We start from the raw sequence: 21,186 nt of genomic DNA on the forward strand, positions 1-21,186 counted from the left end.
AAATTTATGGACATTAAAGACATACAAAATCTTATCAAGTTTGTATCTAAAGCTGAAGTTTCAGAAGTAAAATACAAAACTAAAGATTTCGAAATCACTATTAAAACTCCATTAGCCGGTAGCGATGCGGTTTATGCACAACCAGCAGTTTACCATACAGCTCCTCAGGCTGCAGCGGCTCCTGCTCCTGTAGCAGCTCAGGCAGCGGCTCCTGCTGAAAAAGCAGAAGCAGTATCTGATGACAGCAAATATGTGGCTATCAAATCTCCTATGATCGGTACTTTCTACAGAAAGCCTTCACCAGATAAAGATGTATTTGTAAATGTCGGTGACGAAGTTTCTGCAGGAAAAGTAGTTTGTGTAATCGAAGCAATGAAGTTATTCAACCAGATCGATTCTGAGATCAGCGGAAAAATCGTGAAGATCCTGGTAGACGATGCTACTCCGGTAGAATACGACCAGCCTTTATTCTTAGTAGATCCATCTTAATTTAGAAGTTAGATGTTAGACATTAGATGTTAGACTTAATTCTGCATTCAAAATAACATTACCTAATTTTCAAATTATCTAATTTTCAAATTGAAGAAGATGTTCAAAAAAATATTAATAGCCAATCGTGGCGAAATTGCAATGCGTATTTTACGTACATGCAAAGAAATGGGGATCAAAACCGTTGCAGTATATTCTACTGCCGACAAAGACAGTCTTCACGTAAGATTTGCTGATGAAGCGGTTTGTATAGGCCCTCCTATGAGTAAGGACTCTTACCTTAAAATCCCTAATATTATTGCTGCAGCAGAAATCACTAATGCTGACGCCATTCATCCAGGTTACGGATTCTTGTCTGAAAATGCTAATTTCTCAAGAATCTGCCAGAAAAATAACATCAAGTTTATTGGTGCTTCTCCTGAACAGATTGAAAAAATGGGCGATAAGGCAAACGCTAAAGCAACGATGAAAGCAGCAGGAGTACCATGTGTACCTGGTTCTGACGGATTAATTGAATCTTATGAGCATGCCGTAAAAGTGGCTGAAGAAACAGGATATCCTGTCATGATCAAAGCTACTGCAGGCGGTGGTGGAAAAGGGATGAGAGCTGTATGGAAAGCTGAAGACCTTAAAGATCACTGGGAATCTGCGATTCAGGAAGCTGTAGCGGCCTTCGGGAACGGAGGAATGTACATGGAGAAACTGATTGAAGAGCCAAGACATATCGAGATTCAGGTTGCAGGTGACCAATTTGGTAAAGCATGCCACCTTTCTGAAAGAGATTGTTCCGTACAGAGAAGAAACCAGAAGTTAACTGAAGAAACACCTTCTCCATTTATGACTGACGAACTTCGTGAGAAAATGGGTGAAGCTGCTGTAAAAGCTGCAGAATTTATTGGGTATGAAGGAGTGGGAACTATTGAATTCCTTGTAGACAAGCACAGAAATTTCTATTTCATGGAGATGAATACAAGAATCCAGGTAGAACATCCTATCACGGAGCAGGTAATTGATTACGACCTGATCAGAGAGCAGATTCTTCTTGCTGCAGGAACGCCTATCTCGGGAATCAACTACTACCCGAAATTACACTCAATTGAGTGCAGAATCAATGCTGAAGATCCATATGCAGACTTCAGACCTTCTCCGGGGAAAATCACAGGATTAAATATCCCTGGCGGACACGGAATCAGAGTAGATACTCACGTATATTCAGGATACACAATTCCTTCCAACTATGACTCAATGATCGCTAAGCTTATCACTACGGCTCAAACCCGTGAGGAAGCTATCGCTAAAATGAGACGTGCATTAGAAGAATTCTATATTGAAGGGGTAAAAACAACTATCCCGTTCCACAGACAGCTGATGGATAATGAAGATTATCTGGCCGGAAACTATACGACAAAATTCATGGAAGATTTTGTAATGGATAGAAAATATGATAATCACTAAAATTATTGATCTATAAATTTTAAACTGCCTCGTTTGAGGCAGTTTTTTTATACCCAATTTTGCAAACTTCATTTTTTGAGAAAAATATTGATCTGCATTTCAAAATCCTTCCATTCGTCCTGTCCATCGAAAGTAAACAAACCCTTAATGTAAAAAACCTATAAGCAGCTGATTACCAACAAACAAATCACCTAACAACTGTTAGTCGAAGAATTACGACACTTTTTAAAATTCTTTTAAAAAATTTTTCCTGATAATATAATTACTTCTAAATTTGGTGACATAAGATATCCAATCACACAATATTAACATTTAAAATTTACTAATCATGGCAGAAAGAAATTCAAGAGGAATTCTAAAATTCAATGGCGGTGAAGGACAGAAGTTATTAAAACTTAACTACAGTGTATCCCGTTCTACAGACGTATCAGGAAGAGTAGCATCAGATCCTTCCAATGCTCTCATCAAAATCACAGTTGAAGCTACAGAAAAATCAGATATTCTGGAAAGTCTTCTGAACGGAAAATACAAACCTACAACCGGAGAAGTAACGTTCAACAAATCTCACGAAGAAGGAACACTGACTACTCTGAAATGGGAAAACGGATATGTAATTCAGCACGAAGTAGATTTTGACGCGGTAGATGACAACAGTATGTACATCAGCTTCGTCGTGAGTGCCGAGCATATTGATCTGGGTAATTCTTCTTATAGAGCAGAATGGCCTACATCTTAAGAATATAATTTCTATATCAAAAAACAACAGACAGAATGGTAACCCGAAGTGAGGGATACTGTTCTGTCTTTTTTGTTGTATTGACGGTCACTATTTTAACCTAAAAAATATAACCAAAAAATGGTTAAGCTTATTTATAAAAACAAATAATGGTCGCTAATATTTCTTTTAAATGAGTTCCTGCAATATGATCCGAAAACTTCCCGTACTTTATTAATATGATAATAACAACATCCTAAAAATAATAGAACCCATTCCGGAAAGATATAAAACCTACACCCCTTGATCAGGAAAAGAAATATTTTCTAGAAGAGCATAACATAGCCTTAAAATACACTTTAAATCCCCAGTTGTACTGTATTACGTTTTTGTTCATGCATCTCATTAATAATGCTTAAATTTGTCAAAAACCGAAACATATGTCAACAGCAGCAACAGCAAAAAACTCACAGTATTTTATTGACCTTGAAGACAAACATGGAGCCCATAACTATCACCCTCTTCCAGTGGTTCTTGACCGCGGCGAAGGCGTTTTTGTATGGGACGTGGAAGGCAAAAAATATTATGATTTTCTTTCAGCATATTCTGCTGTGAACCAAGGACATTCCCACCCTAAAATTGTGGCAGCTTTGGTAGATCAGGCCCAGAAGCTGGCCCTGACATCAAGAGCATTTTACAATTCAAAATTAGGCGAGTATGAGCAAAAAATCACTTCCCTTTTTGGATTTGATAAGGTACTTCCTATGAATTCCGGAGCTGAAGCCGTAGAAACAGCCGTAAAATTAGCCAGAAAATGGAGTTACGAAGTAAAAGGAATTTCAGAAAATGCAGCCAAGATCATCGTATGCGAAAATAATTTCCACGGAAGAACAACTACCATTGTTTCTTTCTCCAATGATCCTGATGCCAACCAGAACTATGGACCTTTCACACCCGGATTCATAAAAATCCCTTACAATGATACTGCAGCATTAGAAGAAGTTCTGAACAGAGAAGCAGGAAATATCGCTGCATTTTTAGTGGAGCCTATCCAGGGTGAAGCCGGTGTTTACGTTCCGGATGAAGGTTTCCTGAAAAACGCTTCTGAATTATGTAAAAAACATAACGTACTGTTTATTGCAGATGAGGTGCAGACCGGTATCGCAAGAACAGGACAGCTTATTGCATGTCACCATGAAAATGTACAGCCTGATATTCTTATCTTAGGAAAGGCCCTTTCCGGAGGGATGTATCCTGTTTCTGCAGTATTGGCTAATGACAGCATTATGAATGTAATCAAGCCGGGACAGCACGGTTCTACCTTTGGAGGAAATCCTATTGCATGCGCCGTAGCCGTAGCAGCATTGGATGTGGTTGCCGATGAGAAACTGTCCGAAAGAGCCGAACAGCTGGGACAACTTTTCAGAGCCGAAATCGAAAAAATTATCGAAAAAAACAGTCTTATTACCAAAGTAAGGGGAAAAGGCCTTTTGAATGCTATTTTAATTAATGATACTCCGGACAGCTCTACAGCATGGAACCTTTGCCTACAGTTAAAAGAAAATGGACTTTTGGCCAAACCTACCCACGGAAATATCATCAGACTGGCACCACCTTTGGTTATTACAGAAGAGCAGCTTTTAGACTGTGTCAGAATCATTGAAAAAACTATTACAGAATTTCGTTAATGAAGTTATCAGTCTGTTATATTGTTTTAAATGGAGAAAGAGTCATTGAAAAAAGCATCAGCAGCGTCTACGAGATTGCTGATGAGATAATAGTCGTTGATTCTTTTTCCACAGACAAAACTGAGGAAATCTGTATGGGATTTCCGAAGGTAAAATTTATCAGAAAAAAATTTCACGGCTTCGGCTGTCAGAAAAACTATACCCTGTCTGAAGCTTCCGGAGAGTGGATCCTGTTTTTGGATTCCGATGAAGTTCCGGATAAAATGGCTGTTGATGCTATCAAAGAAATTTTAACCAGTTCCAATCCTTCCTATAACGTCTATGAGATCCATTTCAACAATATTCTGCTGAAGAAAACCATACAATATGGCGGCTGGGGTAATGTGTGGAGAGAAAGATTCTTCAGAAAAGGGCATGGAAAATATTCTGACGATTTGGTGCATGAATGCTTTATTACACAGGATAAAAAAGGAAGGCTTCCCGGAAATATTGATCACTACACCTATAAAAGCATAGCCCATCATATTGAAAAGATCAATAATTATACACAGCTGATGGCAGAAAAAAAGGTTTTGAATGGGAAATCAGTGTCTCTTTTTAAAATTATATTTTCTCCTTTTTATGACTTCATGAAAACCTATTTTTTTAAACTGGGCTTTCTGGATGGCGTCGCCGGATTTTATATCTCAATCACCGGAGCATTTTACACCTTTCTGAAGTATATAAAAATTAACGAGATCCATAAATTCAAATAATTTCTTCGGATTAAAACTAAACAGCCGGCTCAATTCTATTGCAGCCGGCTGTTCTGTTATATAATGCCATAGATTTAATCATCTAATGCAGATTGTTATAAATAGCCGGATGACCTCTATTTATCGCTTTACTGTCCTTACTTAATACTTCTTACTTAACTTTGTGATCAAGTTGTTTGTTAGCTTAAATCTTATTTTAAGCTATTTTTAAGTTAATGCGTTCAATATTTAATTAATTTTGAATCTTGTAACAGATGTCTTTTTTTGTAGACTCATACATTATTCAATCAGTTAGTCAGTAATAAACAATAGAATTATATAAACCGTAAATAATTTTATAGACAGCATTATATAAAACACGGTTTATACATTCATATAGCCATGCTCAGATTTATTAAAAGAACATTCGGATTCTCAGGAACAGAAAGTGTCCGCATTCTCATGTATCATAAAGTTTTGCCGGAGAAAAAAATTTCCGGCAAAGATTTGCTGACCGTTTCGGCAGAAGATCTGGAACAGCAGTTTAAGTACATTAAAAATAATTATAACACCTTATTTTTTAATGAACTGAAAACCAACAGCCAATTGAAAAACAAACTCATTCTCACTTTTGATGATGGCTACCTCAACAATCTTCAATACTTAGTTCCTTTGCTGGAAAAATACTGTTTGAAAGCCACTATCTTCATTCCAACCGAACTTATCCAGAAAAGCGAAGCGGATGAAAACCGCCAGCTCATGACATTTGACGAGATCAGATCGCTAAATCCTGAAATCGTTGAAATTGCGCTTCATAGCCACTCTCATAAGAACTTTTCTCAGATCTCACTTCAGGAAGCAGCAGATGATATTCATAAAAACATCCGTACCCTGGAGGAAAAAGCAATACCTTTCACCAAGGTACTCGCCTACCCTTATGGCAAATTCCCTAAGAAAGGGGAACAAAAAAAAGAATTTTTCTCCCTACTCGAAAAAGCAGGAATTATTTCTGCAGTACGCATCGGTAACAATATTGCCTATTATCCCTGGAAAAATAAATTTGAGATTAAAAGAATTGATATCAGGGGAGGTGACAGTTTCGATGTATTTAAGTGGAAATTAAGGCTCGGAAAGATTAAACTTTAATTCAGTAGTTCATGGTAAAGCTTTTCATAAGCTCCTGCCATTTCCAGGTATCCGAATTTTAGGGCTCTCTGCTTTAACTGCACAGCGTATTCATCCGTTCCGGAGCCGTAAGCCTGCATTCCGGATGCATAAACCTGCTGCATATGTTCCGCTGAAAAGTCATCAAAATAAAAAGCCAAATCTCCCCCTATCTCAGGAAGGCTTGTTAATGTGCTTAAAAAAACAGGCTTTCCAAAATACATGGCTTCCACGGGAGGAATTCCAAAACCTTCTGCCAATGAAGGATGGCAATATGATTCGCAATGCTGAAGAAGAAAATATTTTTCGTTATTATCTATATTTTCCAGGATGTGCACTTTATCTTCCAGTCCCAGAGTTTTTATTTTCTCCAAAAATTTCTCTTTATAGGCAGATTTTGCAGATGAAGTTACCAATACCAGGTCTCTGTCATTTTTTGAAATAAGATCCAGAAGCACATCCTGATTTTTTTTGGGAAAAAGCACTCCGATATTTAAAATATATTTCTTCCCGATGAAACTGTACCTGTTCTTAGAAGTGAACTCCGTGGTTTCGGGAAAAATGAGTCCGTTATAGACTACTGTTACTTTAACGTCATTTTTTAAAGTAAAAAGCTTCCTGTTCTTAAGAAAATCTTCTTTTACAAATTCTGAGATACAAACGATGGCATCTGCATTACCTATATTTTTCTGAACGAGTTTTGTGTCTTTTTTCACTTTTTGTTCCAGGCTTCCATCGTGAAGAAAATTAAGATCATGAAGCGTTACTACCTTTTTTTGCCCTTTTTTTACGGTATGAAAATATTTTGAAAGCTGATGAGCGGTATGGATCAGGGAAAAAGGCTGAGTATTTATAGAAAATTTCTTCTGCCAGAACTTCCAGTCGATAATATTAAATTTTTTTTTCGTCTCTGGAATATTTTTTTTAGGCCCGTAAAAAGTATACTCAAAATCAGAGGTTTTCTCGTCCAGACCCTTTATTAATGAAACACATACGTTGGCAATCCCCGACTTCGGGTACTTTAATCTTTCGACATCAATAAGAATTTTCTTTTGCATTCCGGTCAGGCTTTTCATCAAAAATATAAATTTAAATATGAAATTTTTATTTTTGCAGTATGAAAATTTGTTTAATCAGCTTCGATTTCTGGAATTATGATGAACACATAGTGGAAAAACTGAGTGATAAAGGCATTGAAGCATGCCACATCAACATCGGAGCCTTTACCCACAAAAATACCGGAGAGCGTATAAAAAACACGTTCAGCAAGATTTTTCTGGGCAAAAATCCAAAATATCACAAAAGACAAAGTTTCATACTGGAGTCTCTGGAAAAAATAGGACGACAGGATCAAATCCTGGTCATCAATCCTGAGGCTATTGACGAAAGCATCCATCAAAAGATCAGGGAATATACGGACCGGAACATTGCCTATCTGTATGACAGCATGGCGCGGAACCCGGCTACCCATCTTCTACATTATTTTGATACGATATTTTCTTTTGATGATGAAGATGTAAAGAATTTCGGATTCGAAAAGATTACCAATTATAATTACCTGGACCATATTCCGGCATCCAAGCAGCGTCCGAAGCTGGATCTGTTTTACATCACATCGTATGATCAAAAAAGGCTTTCTGCCCTAAATATGTTGATCAACCGTATACATCCAATGAAAATAAAATTCGAGGTCTATATGGTTGGTAAAAAGGGCTGGAAAAATAAACTGAACCAGATCATTGATAAAAAGAATATTGATATTTTAAAGTTCGGAAGAAAAAAGATACCTCATCACGTACTTCCCGCCTATTATAAGAATACTAAAGTTATCCTTGACCTGATGCGGGCCGACCAGACCGGACTCAGCTTCAGAATATTTGAAGCCATGGCTCTGGAAAAGAAAATTATTACTGATAACCCCACCATCAAAACATATGATTTTTATAATCCCAATAACATTTTGGTGTTGGATAAGAATTTCCGCAATCTGAAAAAAGATTTTTTCACTACACCATACGAAAAACTGTCTGAAGAAGTTTATTATAAGTATACTCTCGACCATTGGGTGAACACTGTATTTAAACTGAATTCATGAAAGAAATAAAAAATGTACTTATTGTAACCCGGGAATACAAATCTTCCCGAACTCCTAAAGTAGGCGGAACAGGCGTTTTTTATAAAAATTTATGCGCAGAACTTGTAAAGAGAGGGATCTCAGTACATGTTTTCCTGATTTCAAAATATGTATTTGATATAGAGGAAAACGGTGTAAAGATCCATTCAATCAAAGATATTTTCAAAGCCAATCCTCTTCTTGAACTGCTAAGGTCTTTTACCGGAAAACTGAAAATTCTTGAGCAGATTCATTTTAAAACCTATTTATACGAGAAAAAAAGCATCTCTAATCAGATCAATTCCTGGATCAGTAAGAATAATCTTCATTTTGACATTGCAGAAACCCATGACTTTGACGGTCTGGCACTTTCCATCCCTAAAGAAATTCCTTATGTGATCAGATGCCATGGCTCATGGTCTGTTCTGGAAAAATATTTTGGCTACAAAAAAGTGCATAAGGGAAGAATCTTCTGTGAAAAAGCTGCTTTTAAAAGTTCCGAAAATATTATCACGATATCCCGGTATAATGAGAAGATCAATAAGAACCTGTTCGGTATCAAAGATCCGAAACTCATTTACAACGGCATTGATGAACAGTTCTACAAACCTGTAGAAAATGTAGAAATCATTCCCAAATCTGTATTTTTTCTGGGAAATGTTTCTTTTGAAAAAGGGGCAGAAACTCTGATCAGTGCTTTTATTAAGCTCAAAAAAAAATATCCTGAAACATCGCTTCATTTCATAGGAAAGCCCAATCATTATCCGGCCTATATCACTGAAAACATCCCTGATATGGAGACCCGGAATTCAATTCATTTCTATGGCAATAAACCGGGAGAGGAAATTGTACAGCTCATCGGCAAAGCAGAGGTGGTGTGTTTCCCCTCTAAAGGTGAAAATTTTAGCTTATCTTTGCTCGAGGTAATGGCCATGCAGAAACCTATTGTATGTTCTGCGATAGATTCCTTTAAAGAAATTATAGAGGAACCTGCGAATGGGCTGATTGCCGGGGAAGGAAACTTCCACGAAAAGATAAGTCTTATTTTTGAAGACGATGAGCTGAGAAACAGGATATCAGTCAATGCACGAAAATTAATAGAATCTAAATTCGGCATTGATATGATGGTGGATGAAACCATAAGTTATTATACAGAAATTATAGAAAAATACAAACTGTAATATTTCCGGAAATAACGAACGAGCTTCTTAGTTCATCCTAAGTTTTAGAATATGAATGCGAAGGAACAAATTGAAAATTTAGAAAAGCAGCTTAAAGCACTTAGAAAAAAATATTATATCAAGTCTTTTTTCAGGAAAGCCAAAAGACTCGTAACCGATTTTTTACCGCTGGATTCCATCCCTTCTGAATACTGTACGGAAAGAATTACAATCAGTGACAAAGAAGAGTCAGAATTGTTTCTGCCTAAAACGTTTGATACTACGACTCAAGCTTCTATAAAAACACCTAAAAATGCCATAGAGATTTTTGCCCTTCAGAATGTTTTCTGTATTCCCAATTCCACTTATTTTTTGGATCTGAAAAAAGAGAAGATCTACTATGAAAAATGGCATGACGACGACAGAATCACGTATGTCTACAATACCAACAATCTTTTGCAGCATTCAATGACTCTTGCCAAGGTAAAGAACTATAAAGAGGTCTATTATGACGAGGAAGCTATTTTCATGGGTGGAACGTTTACTTTCAATTATTATCATTTCCTGGTAGATATCCTGTCCAAAGTTGAGTATTTCAAACATATTCCTGATGCAAAAAATAAGCTGATCATCATAGATGAAGATGTACAGAAGGTCGAAAATCTGAAGGACCTGCTTATGTTCTTTTTGAAGGATTATAAAATTATGTTCCTCAGCCACGAAAAAAATTATTACCGCTTTAAAAAGCTGTGGCATATCACCAGCAACAATTATGCAGTCCCGAATATTATGCCGGGTATGACCTATGAGGCCGGGTTTACAAAACTATCAAAATCGTCGCTTCAATATCTCCGAAAAACAGCCTTTGACAATCTGGATCTCGCCAAAGTCCGCATTCAGCCAGTTAAAAGAATATTTATCTCCAGAAGATCTCAGTATAGAAAATATAATGAAGAAGAAATCCTGGCTTTGGTACAAAAGCATGGGTTTGAAGAAGTCTTTTTTGAAGATCTGAACATTCATGAACAAATCTACCTGGTCAACAATGCCGAATACATTATTGGCCCCAGTGGTGCAGCCTGGACGAATGTATTATTTGCCAACCAAGGTGCTAAAGGCCTGAGCTGGTTCAGTTCCGTATGGGGAGATTTTGCAATTTTTTCTACCTTAGCTAAGCAAGTAGGCTTTGATCTTTATTTTTATATTTACCCGCAGGATTATGAAGGTTTCCATGAAGATTACAGACTGGATCCTGAGGTTTTTAGTCAGTACTTGGATAAGCTAATCAATATGCAAGAAGTCACGGATTAAACAGATCACGATTACAAAATATGAATTTAGTACCCAATTATAATAAAAATCAGATTTTCTCCTACGGAATACTATTTTTATCAGGTTTATATTTTGCGTTTATAAGTGTTTATTCTATTAATCAGGTTGACTTAGGGTTTCAGCTGTCTGCAGTAGAAAGGTTAAAAGCCGGGCAGATTATTTACAAGGATTTCGATTTTATCCGTCCTTTTTTCGGAGTCATTTTTTGGGATTACCTGCTCAAGTTTATTCCGCTGCAGTTTGATTATTTAATTCTAATTTCCCGGTTTTTTGTTATTATAGAAAGCTTTGTCATTTGTTATACCATACAGAAGCTTATTTTTGAGAGGAAGGATCTACAGACTACCGTATTTCTGGTATTATGTTTTCTTCATACCTTCCCCATTATGCCCTGGCATACTATAGACGGAATTTTCTTTGCCGTCCTTGCGTTGCTGTTTTATAAAGAAAAATGGTATCTGAGTTCACTCCTTTTTATTGTATTCGCTTCTCTTACCAAGCAATCGTTTATGATTTTCGGACTGGGAGCATCAGTAATTATCCTTTTTGATCTGTTTAAAAAATTGGTGATTACAAAAAAAGACCTGTACCTCTTTATTCCTTCTTTTTTATTTTTAATTGCAGTATTGTTTCAGTATCGGATTATTGAAAATTTCAGCTTATTTATAGATCAGGTTTTACAGTCTGCATCGCCATCTTATCTTTACGAAGGTTGTATAGCTCCTTATTTTTCTTTTGAAAAAAACTTTCACACCATACTCTATATTCTTTCATTGGCCTTGATCTATTTTATAAATATTAATAGAAAAGTATTTGAAATAGCATTAATGGCTGTATTGCCGGTCTTTATCATATATCCTTTTTTTAATGACGGACAATTCAGGGGAGCTTATGTTTTGTATGTTCTCTTATTCATCTTATTTCTAAAGTATGAACGGCAAAATAAATTTATATTTTTATTGCTGTTTCTCGGATGGTGCTCTTCTATATCGTGGGGATATAATACACCTGCTTTTTTTATTTTGATTCTTCTTTATAGGTTTATAGAAAAGCAGAACAAATTTTTTATACTTTTATGGGGAGTTATATTAACCGTCTTTTCAATATATAGAAGCAAATATCCTTATGCTTCCGAAAGTCTTGCCTCTAAACATGTCTTTATTAAAAACATCCCGGCAGTTTCAGGTCTATTGGTCTCGGAAAAAGAATATTCTTATATCCTGGAAGCACAAAGGATACATAAAGTGCATAAAAATATTATATTCTTACCCGCTTCACCTCTTTTGGATATTATTAACACCAGTTTTTTGAACCGTGCGTCATGGGAAATGGACATTGAATACCCAAGCTGGAAATCTGAGCTTCAAAAATTAAAAACAAACCCAATAGCAGTAGATAACAATCTCTTTCATTACTATAAAAAAGGCTTCTTTGTCAGTTCAATAACCCTTGAACTTATGAAACAAAAAAAGGCGATCAGGAAGACAAAATATTTTACCATTTATAGCAATTAAACTCATCCTATCTAAAATCAGTATCTTTAAACAATGAACAACCCGCCGCTTGTAAGCCTCATCATCATCACCATGAACCATGAAAAGTTCATTGAACAGGCATGCTTGTCCGCTATTTCGCAGTCCTATACCAATTATGAAATCATTCTTTTGGATAACGCTTCCAAAGACAAGACATTTGAAAATGCGGAAAAAGCTCTTTCGAAATTTGACCGGCATTACAAGATGATCCGGAATACTGAAAGTTTTGGCGTAGCAAAAAACATTAATATTGCAGTTTCTCATGCATCGGGAGAATATATCTCCCTGCTTTCGGGAGACGACTGGTATACAGAAGACCATCTTTCAGAAAAAGTATCATACATTGAGAAGAATCCTGTAGACTTTATTCTTTCGGACGGTTATAAATATTATCAGTCGGAAGAGAAAATGACAGATGCCTATACTCCGAAAGAGAAAAAACAGATCATGGACACGCTTAATAATTTTTTCCATGAAAATGTTTCGGAAAACAAAACGGCCAATGTAGGAACATTTGTAAAAAGAGAACTTCTTGTAAAATACCCATTTGATGAAAACATCAATACCGAAGACTGGGATATGAATCTGAGACTGACTTCCAAAGGCTATAAAATTGGATTCATTGATAAGAAACTATTCTATTACAGAATCCTGTCCACCAGCCTTTCCAGAAACTGGAAGCTGATGAAAGATTCTTATGAAAAAGTGACTCATAAATACATTGATTACATAAAAGCCGATCAGGAACTTTATAAAAAATACAGGCTTAAGCTCATTCATTTTAAATACGAAATCCTATTATCAGAAACAGATTCTGAATCTGAAAAAGAAAGGCTGCAAACAGAGTGGAAAAAAGAAAAATACAGAATTAAGTATAAAAATCCTGTCTTATTCTTCAAACTGCTGATGCTTAAATAAGATAGGAAGTTTGAAGACGGAAGAAAGAAGTTATATCAACCCCAACAGGAACTTCCAGCCTCCCTCTTCAAGCTTCCGGCCCTTTAATCTTAATTTTCTTCACCTGAACTCGGGTAATTTTAAGTAAATTTGCACAAAATTTTTATTGAAATGGGGAAAGTAAGAGTTCGTTTTGCTCCAAGTCCTACCGGACCTTTGCATTTGGGAGGCGTAAGAACCGCATTATATGATTATCTTTTTGCCAAAAACCAGGGTGGTGAATTTGTACTTCGAATCGAAGATACAGATACGGCTAGATATGTAGAAGGAGCTGAAGACTATATCGAAGAAGCTTTAGAATGGTGCGGAATCGTTCCTGATGAAAGTCCTAAGAAAGGAGGGAAGTTTGCCCCTTACAGACAGTCTGAAAGAAGAGACATCTACGACAGATACACAGCGCAGATCCTGAAAACAGATTATGCCTATATTGCTTTTGATACTCCTGAAGAACTGGATGCCATCCGTGCTGAATTTGAAGCCAACGGTGAGGTTTTCTCTTATGATAATAAAACCAGAAACCGTCTCAGAAACAGTGTCGCACTTTCCGAAGAGGAAGTTCAGAAATTACTGGATGAAAAAACACCTTATGTGGTAAGATTTAAAATGCCGGTTGACAGAACATTAAACCTTCAGGATATCATCCGAGGAAATTCTTCTGTGAACACCAATACACTGGATGATAAAGTCCTTGTAAAGAACGATGGAATGCCTACTTATCATTTTGCCAACATCATTGATGACCACGAAATGGAAATTTCCCACGTGATCCGTGGTGAAGAATGGCTGCCATCTTTAGGACTTCACACTTTATTATACGAAGCAATGGGATGGGAAGCACCTCAGTTTGCCCACCTTTCTTTAATCCTGAAGCCTGATGTATCAACTTTAATTAATAAAGATAATATTGACAGCATCACAAAATCTTTTGCAGAAGAATTCGTTTTGAAAAACAGCCAGTTTTCTTTTGATGAATCAGCAGAGCTTATTAAATCTTTCTTTGCAGAAGTAAAAAGCCCGAGATTTAAATCAATGCTGGGCGAAAATGATAAAGATAACCCGTTAACCGCTTCTGTAAAACAGTTTTTAAAGAAAGGACTTTCCGGGAAATTAAGCAAAAGAGATGGTGATAAGTTTGGATTCCCTGTATTTCCGCTGGACTTCAAAGATCCTGCAACGGGAGCTGTTTCTAAAGGATACAGAGAAAACGGATACCTTCCTGATGCATTTATCAATATGGTCGCTTTGTTAGGCTGGACTCCTTCAGATGATAAAGAAATCTTATCACTGGAAGAAATGGGTAAAGAATTTGATCTTCATAAAGTACATAAAGCAGGTGCCAGATTCAGCAAGGAGAAATCCGAATGGTTCAACCATCAGTATATCCAGATGAAATCGGACGACGAGCTTCTGCAGCTGTTAAAAAATACAGACATTGACCTTTCCGGTGTTTCTGATGAAAAGTTAGTAAAGATCATCGGTTTGATGAAAGAAAGAGCTACCTTTCCTAAAGATATTTATGAAAACGGAAAATTTTTCTTTAAAGCTCCGATTTCTTACGATGAAAAAGCATCAAAAAAAGCATGGAACGAGGAAACTTCAGCTGTTTTAGGGGAATTATCCGAAAATCTTACTGCCACTGAATTTAGCTCAGAAATCCTGAAGCAGGCAGTTCACGATTTCGCGGAAAACAAAGGCCTGGGGATGGGAAAAGTAATGATGCCGCTGCGTTTGGCTCTGGTAGGAGAACTGAAAGGCCCGGATGTTCCGGATATCATGGAACTGATTGGAAAAGAGGAAACTACCTCCCGAATAAACAATGCTATCAATAATTTTAAATAGTTTTTCATAATTTTTCATAAATTTGAAAGATTTAATTTACTTCAAGAAATGGAATATTTAAGTTTCGAACTTCCTATAAAAGATCTGATGGATCAACTTCAGACTTGTTCTTTAGTAGGAGAAGAAAGTGGTGTTGATGTAAAATTAGCATGCAGCCAGATTGAGGACAAGATTTTGGAAAAGAAAAAAGAAATCTACGAAAATCTTACCCCTTGGCAAAGAGTACAACTATCCCGCCATCCTGATCGTCCTTATACAATTGACTATATCAACGGAATGGTAGATAAAGGAAGTTTTCTGGAGCTTCACGGTGACAGAAATTTCGCAGATGACCCTGCAATGATCGGCGGTTTAGCAACATTGGATGGCCAGAAAATAATGATCATAGGAACCCAGAAAGGGAGAACCACTAAAGAAAGACAGTACAGAAGATTCGGAATGCCAAATCCTGAAGGATACAGAAAAGCTTTACGACTAATGAAGCTTGCTGAAAAATTCAAAATCCCTGTAGTGACTTTAGTAGATACACCGGGAGCTTATCCTGGATTAGAAGCTGAAGAAAGAGGACAGGGAGAAGCGATTGCCAGAAATATTTTTGAAATGGTTCAGCTTAAAACTCCTATTTTCACTTATATTATCGGTGAAGGAGCAAGTGGCGGAGCTTTGGGAATAGGAGTCGGAAATAAAGTATACATGCTTGAAAATACATGGTACACTGTAATCGCACCGGAAAGCTGCTCTTCTATTTTATGGAGAAACTGGGATCATAAGGAAGATGCAGCCAATGCATTAAACCTTACCCCGAAAGATGCTTTAAGAGAAAAATTCATCGACGGTATTATTGAAGAACCCCTTGGAGGTGCTCAATATGATCCTGAAGTAGCTTATCTGAACCTTAAGCATTCTATTTTACAGAATATTAAAGCTTTTTCAAAGTTCTCAGGACAGGAACTTGAAACCCAAAGGCAGGAGAAATTCATTGCAATGGGACAGTTTAAAGGATAAAATAAAAAACGGTTAAGAAAATTTCTTAACCGTTTTTACTTATAGTTTAGTTTTAATTAATCTTAATCAGCTACGTTGAGTGCAATTTCAATATCCTGAGTAACTTTCTTGATCGAAGAATATTTTGCATCACACACCATTGTAGTCAGTACATACTCCCCTTTATCTATCAGAATAAAATTCTGTCCCTTGGCGGGAACCGTTAGATTATAATATTTTTTTCCACTTATTTTTACGATCAGATTACAGCTTGATCTGTTCTTGATATTGACATAAGCCTCATTCTTATTCATATCATTATTAAAAATGTGGGTAAGCATTGCTGCCGTTTTTTTATGGGCTTCACTAGCTTCTGATTTGGCAACCCCGGCAGTTTTGGCGGAACTTGCGGAACCAACACTTGCCAGTCTCTCTTCTTTCAAAGCATTTATAGCATCATTTATCTTATCCGTGTTCTTATTTTCAACAGATGTTTTATTATTGGCCGCTATCACTTTACCGCTGTTAAGCTCATTATTCTGAACAATTTTTTCTATTTTCTCTTTACTGATCGGCTTAATCGTAGGTTTGGCTTCAGGAGAATTATCGGCCATAATCATTTCAATCAATTTTCTTTTAAAATAATCAGTTTTGGCATGTCCGGGGTTTTGTTTCAGAAAACCGGCGATCACTCTGGCCTCTTTAGAAGCTTCGGCATCCTGCTCTGTATAGATGATTACCGTTTCTTTTTCTACAACAGCCTTAGATTTCGATTTTTTCTTTTTTTGGGAGAAACCTAAGGTAAAAATGCATAGAAATATAAGTAGAAAGATTTTTTTCATTAATCAGGTCTTTAAAATAGTATTAAATATATCAATAACGTGAAAAGTCATTTTTTAGTTTATCATTAAAATCATTATCTTTGCACTGCTTTAAAATTAAGCTAAAAATTAATACTAATCTTAAATAAAAAAATAATACATATTATGTCTTATACACCAGCTGCTGCAGACGTAGCAAAATTAAGAAACCAAACAGGTGCAGGTATGATGGACTGCAAGAAAGCTTTAGTTGAAGCAGAAGGAGACTTCGAAAAAGCAGTAGATATCCTTAGAAAAAAAGGACAGAAAGTTGCTGCAAACAGAGCTGACAGAGAATCTTCTGAAGGTGCAGTAATCGCCAGAGTAAACGAGGATAACACTTTAGGAGTGATCATCTCTCTAAACTGCGAAACTGACTTCGTTGCTAAAAACGAAGCTTTCATCGAGCTTGCTTACGAATTAGCTGAAATGGCTATTTTCGCAGCTACTAAAGAAGAACTTTTAGCTACAGACTTCCACGGACTTACTGTTGCTGATAAATTAATTGAGCAGACAGGAGTTATCGGTGAGAAAATCGAGATCGGAGCATTCGAAAGAATTGAAGGACCTTACCTGGGAGCTTACATCCACGCTGGAAACAAAATCGCTGCTATCACTGCCCTTTCTGCTAAGGTAGACGGAGCTGACGAAGTGGCTAAAGCTGTTTCTATGCAGGCTGCTGCAATGAACCCAATCGCTCTTGACGAAACCAGAGTTTCTCAGGAAACTATCGACAAAGAATTGGAAATCGAAAGACATAAACTTACTGAAGAAGGTAAGCCTGCAAACATTATCGACAATATACTGAAAGGTAAAATGCAGAGATTCTACAAAGACAACACTTTGGTACACCAGGATTTCATCAAAGACAGCTCTATTTCTGTAGCTGACTATGTAAAATCTGTAAATGCAGACCTTAAAGTAACAGGTTTTGTAAGAGTAAGCTTAGCTTAATCATCTTTCAAAGAATAATACAGATCCCGGTGAAATTCACCGGGATTTTTTATGTGTTATGCCAGTCAAAACAATAGAGGAAAAAGTAAACGGAAGAAATCTTCCGCTGATATTTACCGGGATGTGATCATCTGTACAGAGGCTGATACGAAATTAGCAGTTTTATATTACGGATGGCTTTTAATTAAAAATCATGATTAATTTTTAACTTTTGTTATATTTATTTAACACTATTTCAAATATTATTTTAAATTTGTATAAATCCTAATTCCAGACACATGAAAAGATTTCTACTCAGCTTAGTATTAGTTCTTTTATCAATTAACACGCTCTTTGCACAAAGAGATACAGAGCACTGGTTTGCGCCTATGGCAGCAAAACCCTCCGCTTTGCTCAGTCCTAAACAGGCTTTATATTTTTCTACAGACTCAGTAACGCCTTTCCCTGTAGAAATTTACAGCAATGGTGCACTGCTTGGAACAGTAACCATTATGAAAGGTGATCCTAAAGTGTATGAGCTTACAACGGATAAAATGATCACTTCTGCTCCGTCTGAAATGTTCACCCCCATTGGTAAAGGAATTTACACTAAAGGGACAAAACCATATTATGTAAATTTCAGATTTAGTGTTACCAGCCATGGAGAAATATTAACCTCTAAGGGGAAAGCAGGAATCGGGAAGAAATTCTATGCTGCTTCTACTCCAATGACCGGACAGTCTATTACTTATGTAAATTTCACTGCAGGGGTTCTAGCTACTGAGGACAATACTCACGTTACAGTTTCAGGCTATAATGCAGGCCTTCAGTTTACCAACGGTACTACAGGAACCACAAATCCAACAATGACATTTACCCTTAATAAAGGGCAGGCATATATTATCGAAGGCCGGGACAATACGGGTGCTAATGCCACTGGCTTTATCGGTGCCAAAATAGAATCCGACAAACCTATATCACTTACAAACGGAAATTTTAATGGTCAGTTTGCCCTGCCTCCAAGCGCAGGATCCGGAGGTTCTGATATTATTATGGACCAATCCGTTCCTGTAGATAGGCTAGGAAATGAATTCGTTCTTGTAAAAGGAAACGGAGACAACAATGACGGGGATGAAGACGCAATGATTATCGCAACTGAAAATGATACTCAGGTTTTTCTTAACGGATCTACCACTCCTATCCAAACCCTGAATGAAGGAGAATGGGTAAGAGTAGGCCAGGGACCAAACAATACCTATGTATTCCCATACATTGATCAGGGAAGTTCCCACTTCAATATGCACATCAAAACCTCTAAAAATGCATATGTTTATCAGCTTTTGGCTGGTCTTCCAAACAGTACGGCAACAGAAGGATTCAATTACATCCCGCCTTTGAACTGTTTCCTTCCAAAAAAAATCGATGAGATAGGATTGATCAATGAACTCCCTGAAACTTTTTCCAGTGGTACAAAAAACGTGAAACTAAACATACTTACTGAGACAGGAGCAACTGTAACCGTAAATGGAGTTATCCCTCCAACTACACAGGGTCCTTTCTCTGCAACAGGAACTACAGCATGGGTATCTTATTCTATTCCTAATATTACAGGGAACGTTACTGTTATTTCAACAAAAGCAGTTACCGCAGGTATTTCTGCAGGAAGTGGTGCTGTAGGATATGGTGGATATTTTGCGGGATTCTCTTCAATTCCGGTAATTACCAAGCGTTCCGGAGAATGTGCTCCCGGTATTGTACTTGAAGTGGATGATACTTATGAAGGGTACCAGTGGTTCCTGAACGGAACAGCTATCGCGGGGGCAACGACCAATACATTTTCCCCTACAACTTCTGGAAACTATACGGTAAAAGTAACAATGGGTACATGTCCCCCTGTTACTACCCCAATCTATAAGGTATTTACCTGTTTAAAACTTACGACACAAACACTGAATGCATGTTCTACGAAGGTTATTACACCGGCATTCACATCTTCAACACAGACTCCTGTACCAGGTACACTGGTGATTATTACTCCGCCAGCACATGGTACAGCTGTAATAAATTCAAACGGAACGATTACCTACACTCCTACGGCCAACTATTATGGTGCAGATCAGATCGTTTATAAATTCTGTGGTAATGCTACTGAATTTATAGATTGTGAGCAGGTTACTTTAAATCTTACCGTAGTCCCTTTCGTAGTGAGAGATGCAATACTCAAGGCATGTCAATATGATGTAGACCCATATGCTTATTTTGATCTTACTAAAGCCAGCGTTACTGACTATAATGCAGTAGTTAAAAAATACTATCCTACATTGGCCGATCTTACTGCAGGAACTAACGAGATCACAGTCCCTCAGAACTATCCGTCTGCTGGAGGATTTGTGTATGTAAAAGTTACCACTAACGAAGGGTGTACAGCGAATGCAAAAATTCAGCTGATTGCTCTTCCTATAAAAAAATCGCCAATTCTTGTTGACCAGTATATCTGTGCGGACGGAACAACAAATCTGGATGCAGGTCCTGGATATGACTCTTATCTATGGAGTACCGGAGCAACAACGCCTTCCATTCAAAATGTAGGTATTGGAGAATATACTGTAGTTCTGGGCAAAAACGGATGCCTGCTGCCACAGATTGTAAGAGTAAAAAAAGCTGAAGATCCGGTAATTACCAAGATCGAAATTTCTAACACTACAGCAACAGTAGTTATAAACGGAGGAAAAGCCCCATATAAATTTGCGGTAGATTCGCCATCCAACTGGCAGGATTCTAATGTATTCACAGGACTAACAAGAGGCCAACATACTTTCTATGTGAAGGACGCTTACAATTGCGATCCTACATCAGTAGAAGTAACGGTTCCTAATTTATTAAACGCCATTACTCCTAATGGTGATAATAAAAATGACTTTATTGACTATAGTGATTTAGCTTATAAGGAAAACCTTTCTTTTGTAATTTATGACAGATACGGAAATATGGTATTTACCGGAAACAAATTCAATAATTACAAGTGGGATGGAAAACATTATGACAAAAAGCTGGTAACAGGAACCTATTGGTATCATATCAACTGGAATGAAACCAACAAAGAAAAAACTCCTATTCACTATACAGGATGGATTTTAGTAAAAAACATTGAATAAACCATTTTAAACAATAAATAATTAACCGCGATTTGAAATCGCGGTTTTTTTTGATCAAAAATCAATATTTTAT

Annotated in this window: 17 protein-coding genes; 15 read left to right on the plus strand and 2 right to left on the minus strand. The window is 36.9% G+C overall.

Annotated features, from left to right (window positions below; all coding sequences use genetic code 11):
• Nucleotides 1-6 precede the first annotated feature (6 nt).
• From accB to DRF61_RS07445, 6 genes are all read left to right on the plus strand, one after another.
• Nucleotides 7-489, plus strand: a complete 483-nt coding sequence (gene accB, locus DRF61_RS07420) for an acetyl-CoA carboxylase biotin carboxyl carrier protein (protein WP_111955560.1) — start codon at nucleotides 7-9, stop codon at nucleotides 487-489.
• 99 nt (nucleotides 490-588) lie between these two features.
• Entirely contained in the window at nucleotides 589-1,944 is a 1,356-nt protein-coding gene (accC, locus tag DRF61_RS07425; RefSeq protein ID WP_111955562.1) for an acetyl-CoA carboxylase biotin carboxylase subunit, read from the plus strand.
• Nucleotides 1,945-2,272: 328 nt separating this feature from the next.
• Nucleotides 2,273-2,680 carry a type VI secretion system tube protein TssD gene (gene tssD / locus DRF61_RS07430; RefSeq protein WP_111955564.1) on the plus strand — a complete coding sequence of 136 codons (408 nt, stop codon included), beginning with the start codon at nucleotides 2,273-2,275 and terminating at the stop codon, nucleotides 2,678-2,680.
• 419 nt (nucleotides 2,681-3,099) lie between these two features.
• The gene (gene rocD, locus DRF61_RS07435) at nucleotides 3,100-4,347 is read left to right on the plus strand and encodes an ornithine--oxo-acid transaminase (protein ID WP_111955566.1); all 1,248 of its coding nucleotides are present in this window, start codon (nucleotides 3,100-3,102) and stop codon (nucleotides 4,345-4,347) included.
• The gene (locus DRF61_RS07440) at nucleotides 4,347-5,102 is read left to right on the plus strand and encodes a glycosyltransferase family 2 protein (RefSeq protein WP_111955568.1); all 756 of its coding nucleotides are present in this window, start codon (nucleotides 4,347-4,349) and stop codon (nucleotides 5,100-5,102) included. Before rocD ends, DRF61_RS07440 begins: the two co-directional genes overlap by 1 nt.
• A 381-nt stretch (nucleotides 5,103-5,483) precedes the next feature.
• Entirely contained in the window at nucleotides 5,484-6,227 is a 744-nt protein-coding gene (locus DRF61_RS07445; RefSeq protein WP_111955570.1) for a polysaccharide deacetylase family protein, read from the plus strand.
• Here DRF61_RS07445 and DRF61_RS07450 read toward each other — a convergent pair.
• Complete coding sequence (locus DRF61_RS07450) at nucleotides 6,224-7,321, minus strand: glycosyltransferase family 4 protein (RefSeq protein WP_228452691.1); 1,098 nt, start codon at nucleotides 7,319-7,321, stop codon at nucleotides 6,224-6,226. The two genes, DRF61_RS07445 and DRF61_RS07450, sit on opposite strands and share 4 nt — an antisense overlap.
• Before the next feature lie 41 nt (nucleotides 7,322-7,362).
• Between DRF61_RS07450 and DRF61_RS07455 the strand changes: the two genes are divergently transcribed.
• The 7 genes from DRF61_RS07455 (at nucleotide 7,363) to DRF61_RS07485 (ending at nucleotide 16,186) form a co-directional block, all read left to right on the plus strand.
• Nucleotides 7,363-8,340, plus strand: a complete 978-nt coding sequence (locus tag DRF61_RS07455; protein WP_111955572.1) for a WaaS/CpsH family glycosyltransferase — start codon at nucleotides 7,363-7,365, stop codon at nucleotides 8,338-8,340.
• Nucleotides 8,337-9,539 carry a glycosyltransferase family 4 protein gene (locus DRF61_RS07460; RefSeq protein ID WP_111955574.1) on the plus strand — a complete coding sequence of 401 codons (1,203 nt, stop codon included), beginning with the start codon at nucleotides 8,337-8,339 and terminating at the stop codon, nucleotides 9,537-9,539. The genes DRF61_RS07455 and DRF61_RS07460 overlap by 4 nt, the downstream gene beginning before the upstream one ends.
• A gap of 51 nt (nucleotides 9,540-9,590) precedes the next feature.
• Nucleotides 9,591-10,829, plus strand: a complete 1,239-nt coding sequence (locus DRF61_RS07465; RefSeq protein WP_111955576.1) for a glycosyltransferase family 61 protein — start codon at nucleotides 9,591-9,593, stop codon at nucleotides 10,827-10,829.
• Nucleotides 10,830-10,849: 20 nt separating this feature from the next.
• Nucleotides 10,850-12,364, plus strand: a complete 1,515-nt coding sequence (locus DRF61_RS07470; protein ID WP_111955578.1) for a hypothetical protein — start codon at nucleotides 10,850-10,852, stop codon at nucleotides 12,362-12,364.
• Between the two features lie 33 nt (nucleotides 12,365-12,397).
• Nucleotides 12,398-13,303 (plus strand): glycosyltransferase family 2 protein, encoded by a 906-nt coding sequence (locus DRF61_RS07475; RefSeq protein ID WP_111955580.1) that lies wholly within the window; start codon nucleotides 12,398-12,400, stop codon nucleotides 13,301-13,303.
• A gap of 150 nt (nucleotides 13,304-13,453) precedes the next feature.
• Nucleotides 13,454-15,181: a glutamate--tRNA ligase gene (gene gltX / locus DRF61_RS07480; RefSeq protein ID WP_111955582.1), complete on the plus strand. Its 1,728-nt coding sequence runs from the start codon at nucleotides 13,454-13,456 to the stop codon at nucleotides 15,179-15,181.
• A 48-nt stretch (nucleotides 15,182-15,229) separates the two neighbouring features.
• Nucleotides 15,230-16,186: an acetyl-CoA carboxylase carboxyltransferase subunit alpha gene (locus DRF61_RS07485; RefSeq protein WP_111955584.1), complete on the plus strand. Its 957-nt coding sequence runs from the start codon at nucleotides 15,230-15,232 to the stop codon at nucleotides 16,184-16,186.
• A gap of 62 nt (nucleotides 16,187-16,248) precedes the next feature.
• On the opposite strand, the gene DRF61_RS07490 is transcribed toward DRF61_RS07485, so the two are convergent.
• The gene (locus DRF61_RS07490; RefSeq protein ID WP_111955586.1) at nucleotides 16,249-17,007 is read right to left on the minus strand and encodes a DUF6759 domain-containing protein; all 759 of its coding nucleotides are present in this window, start codon (nucleotides 17,005-17,007) and stop codon (nucleotides 16,249-16,251) included.
• A 144-nt stretch (nucleotides 17,008-17,151) separates the two neighbouring features.
• On the opposite strand from DRF61_RS07490, the gene tsf reads away from it, so the two are divergent.
• Nucleotides 17,152-17,979: a translation elongation factor Ts gene (gene tsf / locus DRF61_RS07495; RefSeq protein WP_111955588.1), complete on the plus strand. Its 828-nt coding sequence runs from the start codon at nucleotides 17,152-17,154 to the stop codon at nucleotides 17,977-17,979.
• A gap of 278 nt (nucleotides 17,980-18,257) precedes the next feature.
• Nucleotides 18,258-21,113, plus strand: coding sequence for a T9SS type B sorting domain-containing protein (locus DRF61_RS07500; RefSeq protein ID WP_111955590.1), 2,856 nt, complete (start codon nucleotides 18,258-18,260; stop codon nucleotides 21,111-21,113).
• Nucleotides 21,114-21,186: the final 73 nt, after the last annotated feature.

The sequence above is a fragment of the Chryseobacterium lathyri genome, assembly GCF_003290185.1.
Classification (GTDB): Bacteria; Bacteroidota; Bacteroidia; order Flavobacteriales; family Weeksellaceae; genus Chryseobacterium; species Chryseobacterium lathyri.

Bases quoted from the DNA above. Each gene is read 5' to 3' on its own strand.
- tssD (WP_111955564.1), top strand. From the start codon at position 2,273: ATGGCAGAAAGAAATTCAAGAGGAATTCTAAAATTCAATGGCGGTGAA.
- DRF61_RS07455 (WP_111955572.1), top strand. From the start codon at position 7,363: ATGAAAATTTGTTTAATCAGCTTCGATTTCTGGAATTATGATGAACAC.
- tsf (WP_111955588.1), top strand. From the start codon at position 17,152: ATGTCTTATACACCAGCTGCTGCAGACGTAGCAAAATTAAGAAACCAA.
- DRF61_RS07445 (WP_111955570.1), top strand. From the start codon at position 5,484: ATGCTCAGATTTATTAAAAGAACATTCGGATTCTCAGGAACAGAAAGT.
- accB (WP_111955560.1), top strand. From the start codon at position 7: ATGGACATTAAAGACATACAAAATCTTATCAAGTTTGTATCTAAAGCT.
- DRF61_RS07465 (WP_111955576.1), top strand. From the start codon at position 9,591: ATGAATGCGAAGGAACAAATTGAAAATTTAGAAAAGCAGCTTAAAGCA.
- DRF61_RS07450 (WP_228452691.1), bottom strand. From the start codon at position 7,321: ATGAAAAGCCTGACCGGAATGCAAAAGAAAATTCTTATTGATGTCGAA.
- DRF61_RS07490 (WP_111955586.1), bottom strand. From the start codon at position 17,007: ATGAAAAAAATCTTTCTACTTATATTTCTATGCATTTTTACCTTAGGT.
- DRF61_RS07460 (WP_111955574.1), top strand. From the start codon at position 8,337: ATGAAAGAAATAAAAAATGTACTTATTGTAACCCGGGAATACAAATCT.
- DRF61_RS07470 (WP_111955578.1), top strand. From the start codon at position 10,850: ATGAATTTAGTACCCAATTATAATAAAAATCAGATTTTCTCCTACGGA.
- gltX (WP_111955582.1), top strand. From the start codon at position 13,454: ATGGGGAAAGTAAGAGTTCGTTTTGCTCCAAGTCCTACCGGACCTTTG.
- DRF61_RS07475 (WP_111955580.1), top strand. From the start codon at position 12,398: ATGAACAACCCGCCGCTTGTAAGCCTCATCATCATCACCATGAACCAT.
- DRF61_RS07500 (WP_111955590.1), top strand. From the start codon at position 18,258: ATGAAAAGATTTCTACTCAGCTTAGTATTAGTTCTTTTATCAATTAAC.
- rocD (WP_111955566.1), top strand. From the start codon at position 3,100: ATGTCAACAGCAGCAACAGCAAAAAACTCACAGTATTTTATTGACCTT.
- DRF61_RS07485 (WP_111955584.1), top strand. From the start codon at position 15,230: ATGGAATATTTAAGTTTCGAACTTCCTATAAAAGATCTGATGGATCAA.
- DRF61_RS07440 (WP_111955568.1), top strand. From the start codon at position 4,347: ATGAAGTTATCAGTCTGTTATATTGTTTTAAATGGAGAAAGAGTCATT.
- accC (WP_111955562.1), top strand. From the start codon at position 589: ATGTTCAAAAAAATATTAATAGCCAATCGTGGCGAAATTGCAATGCGT.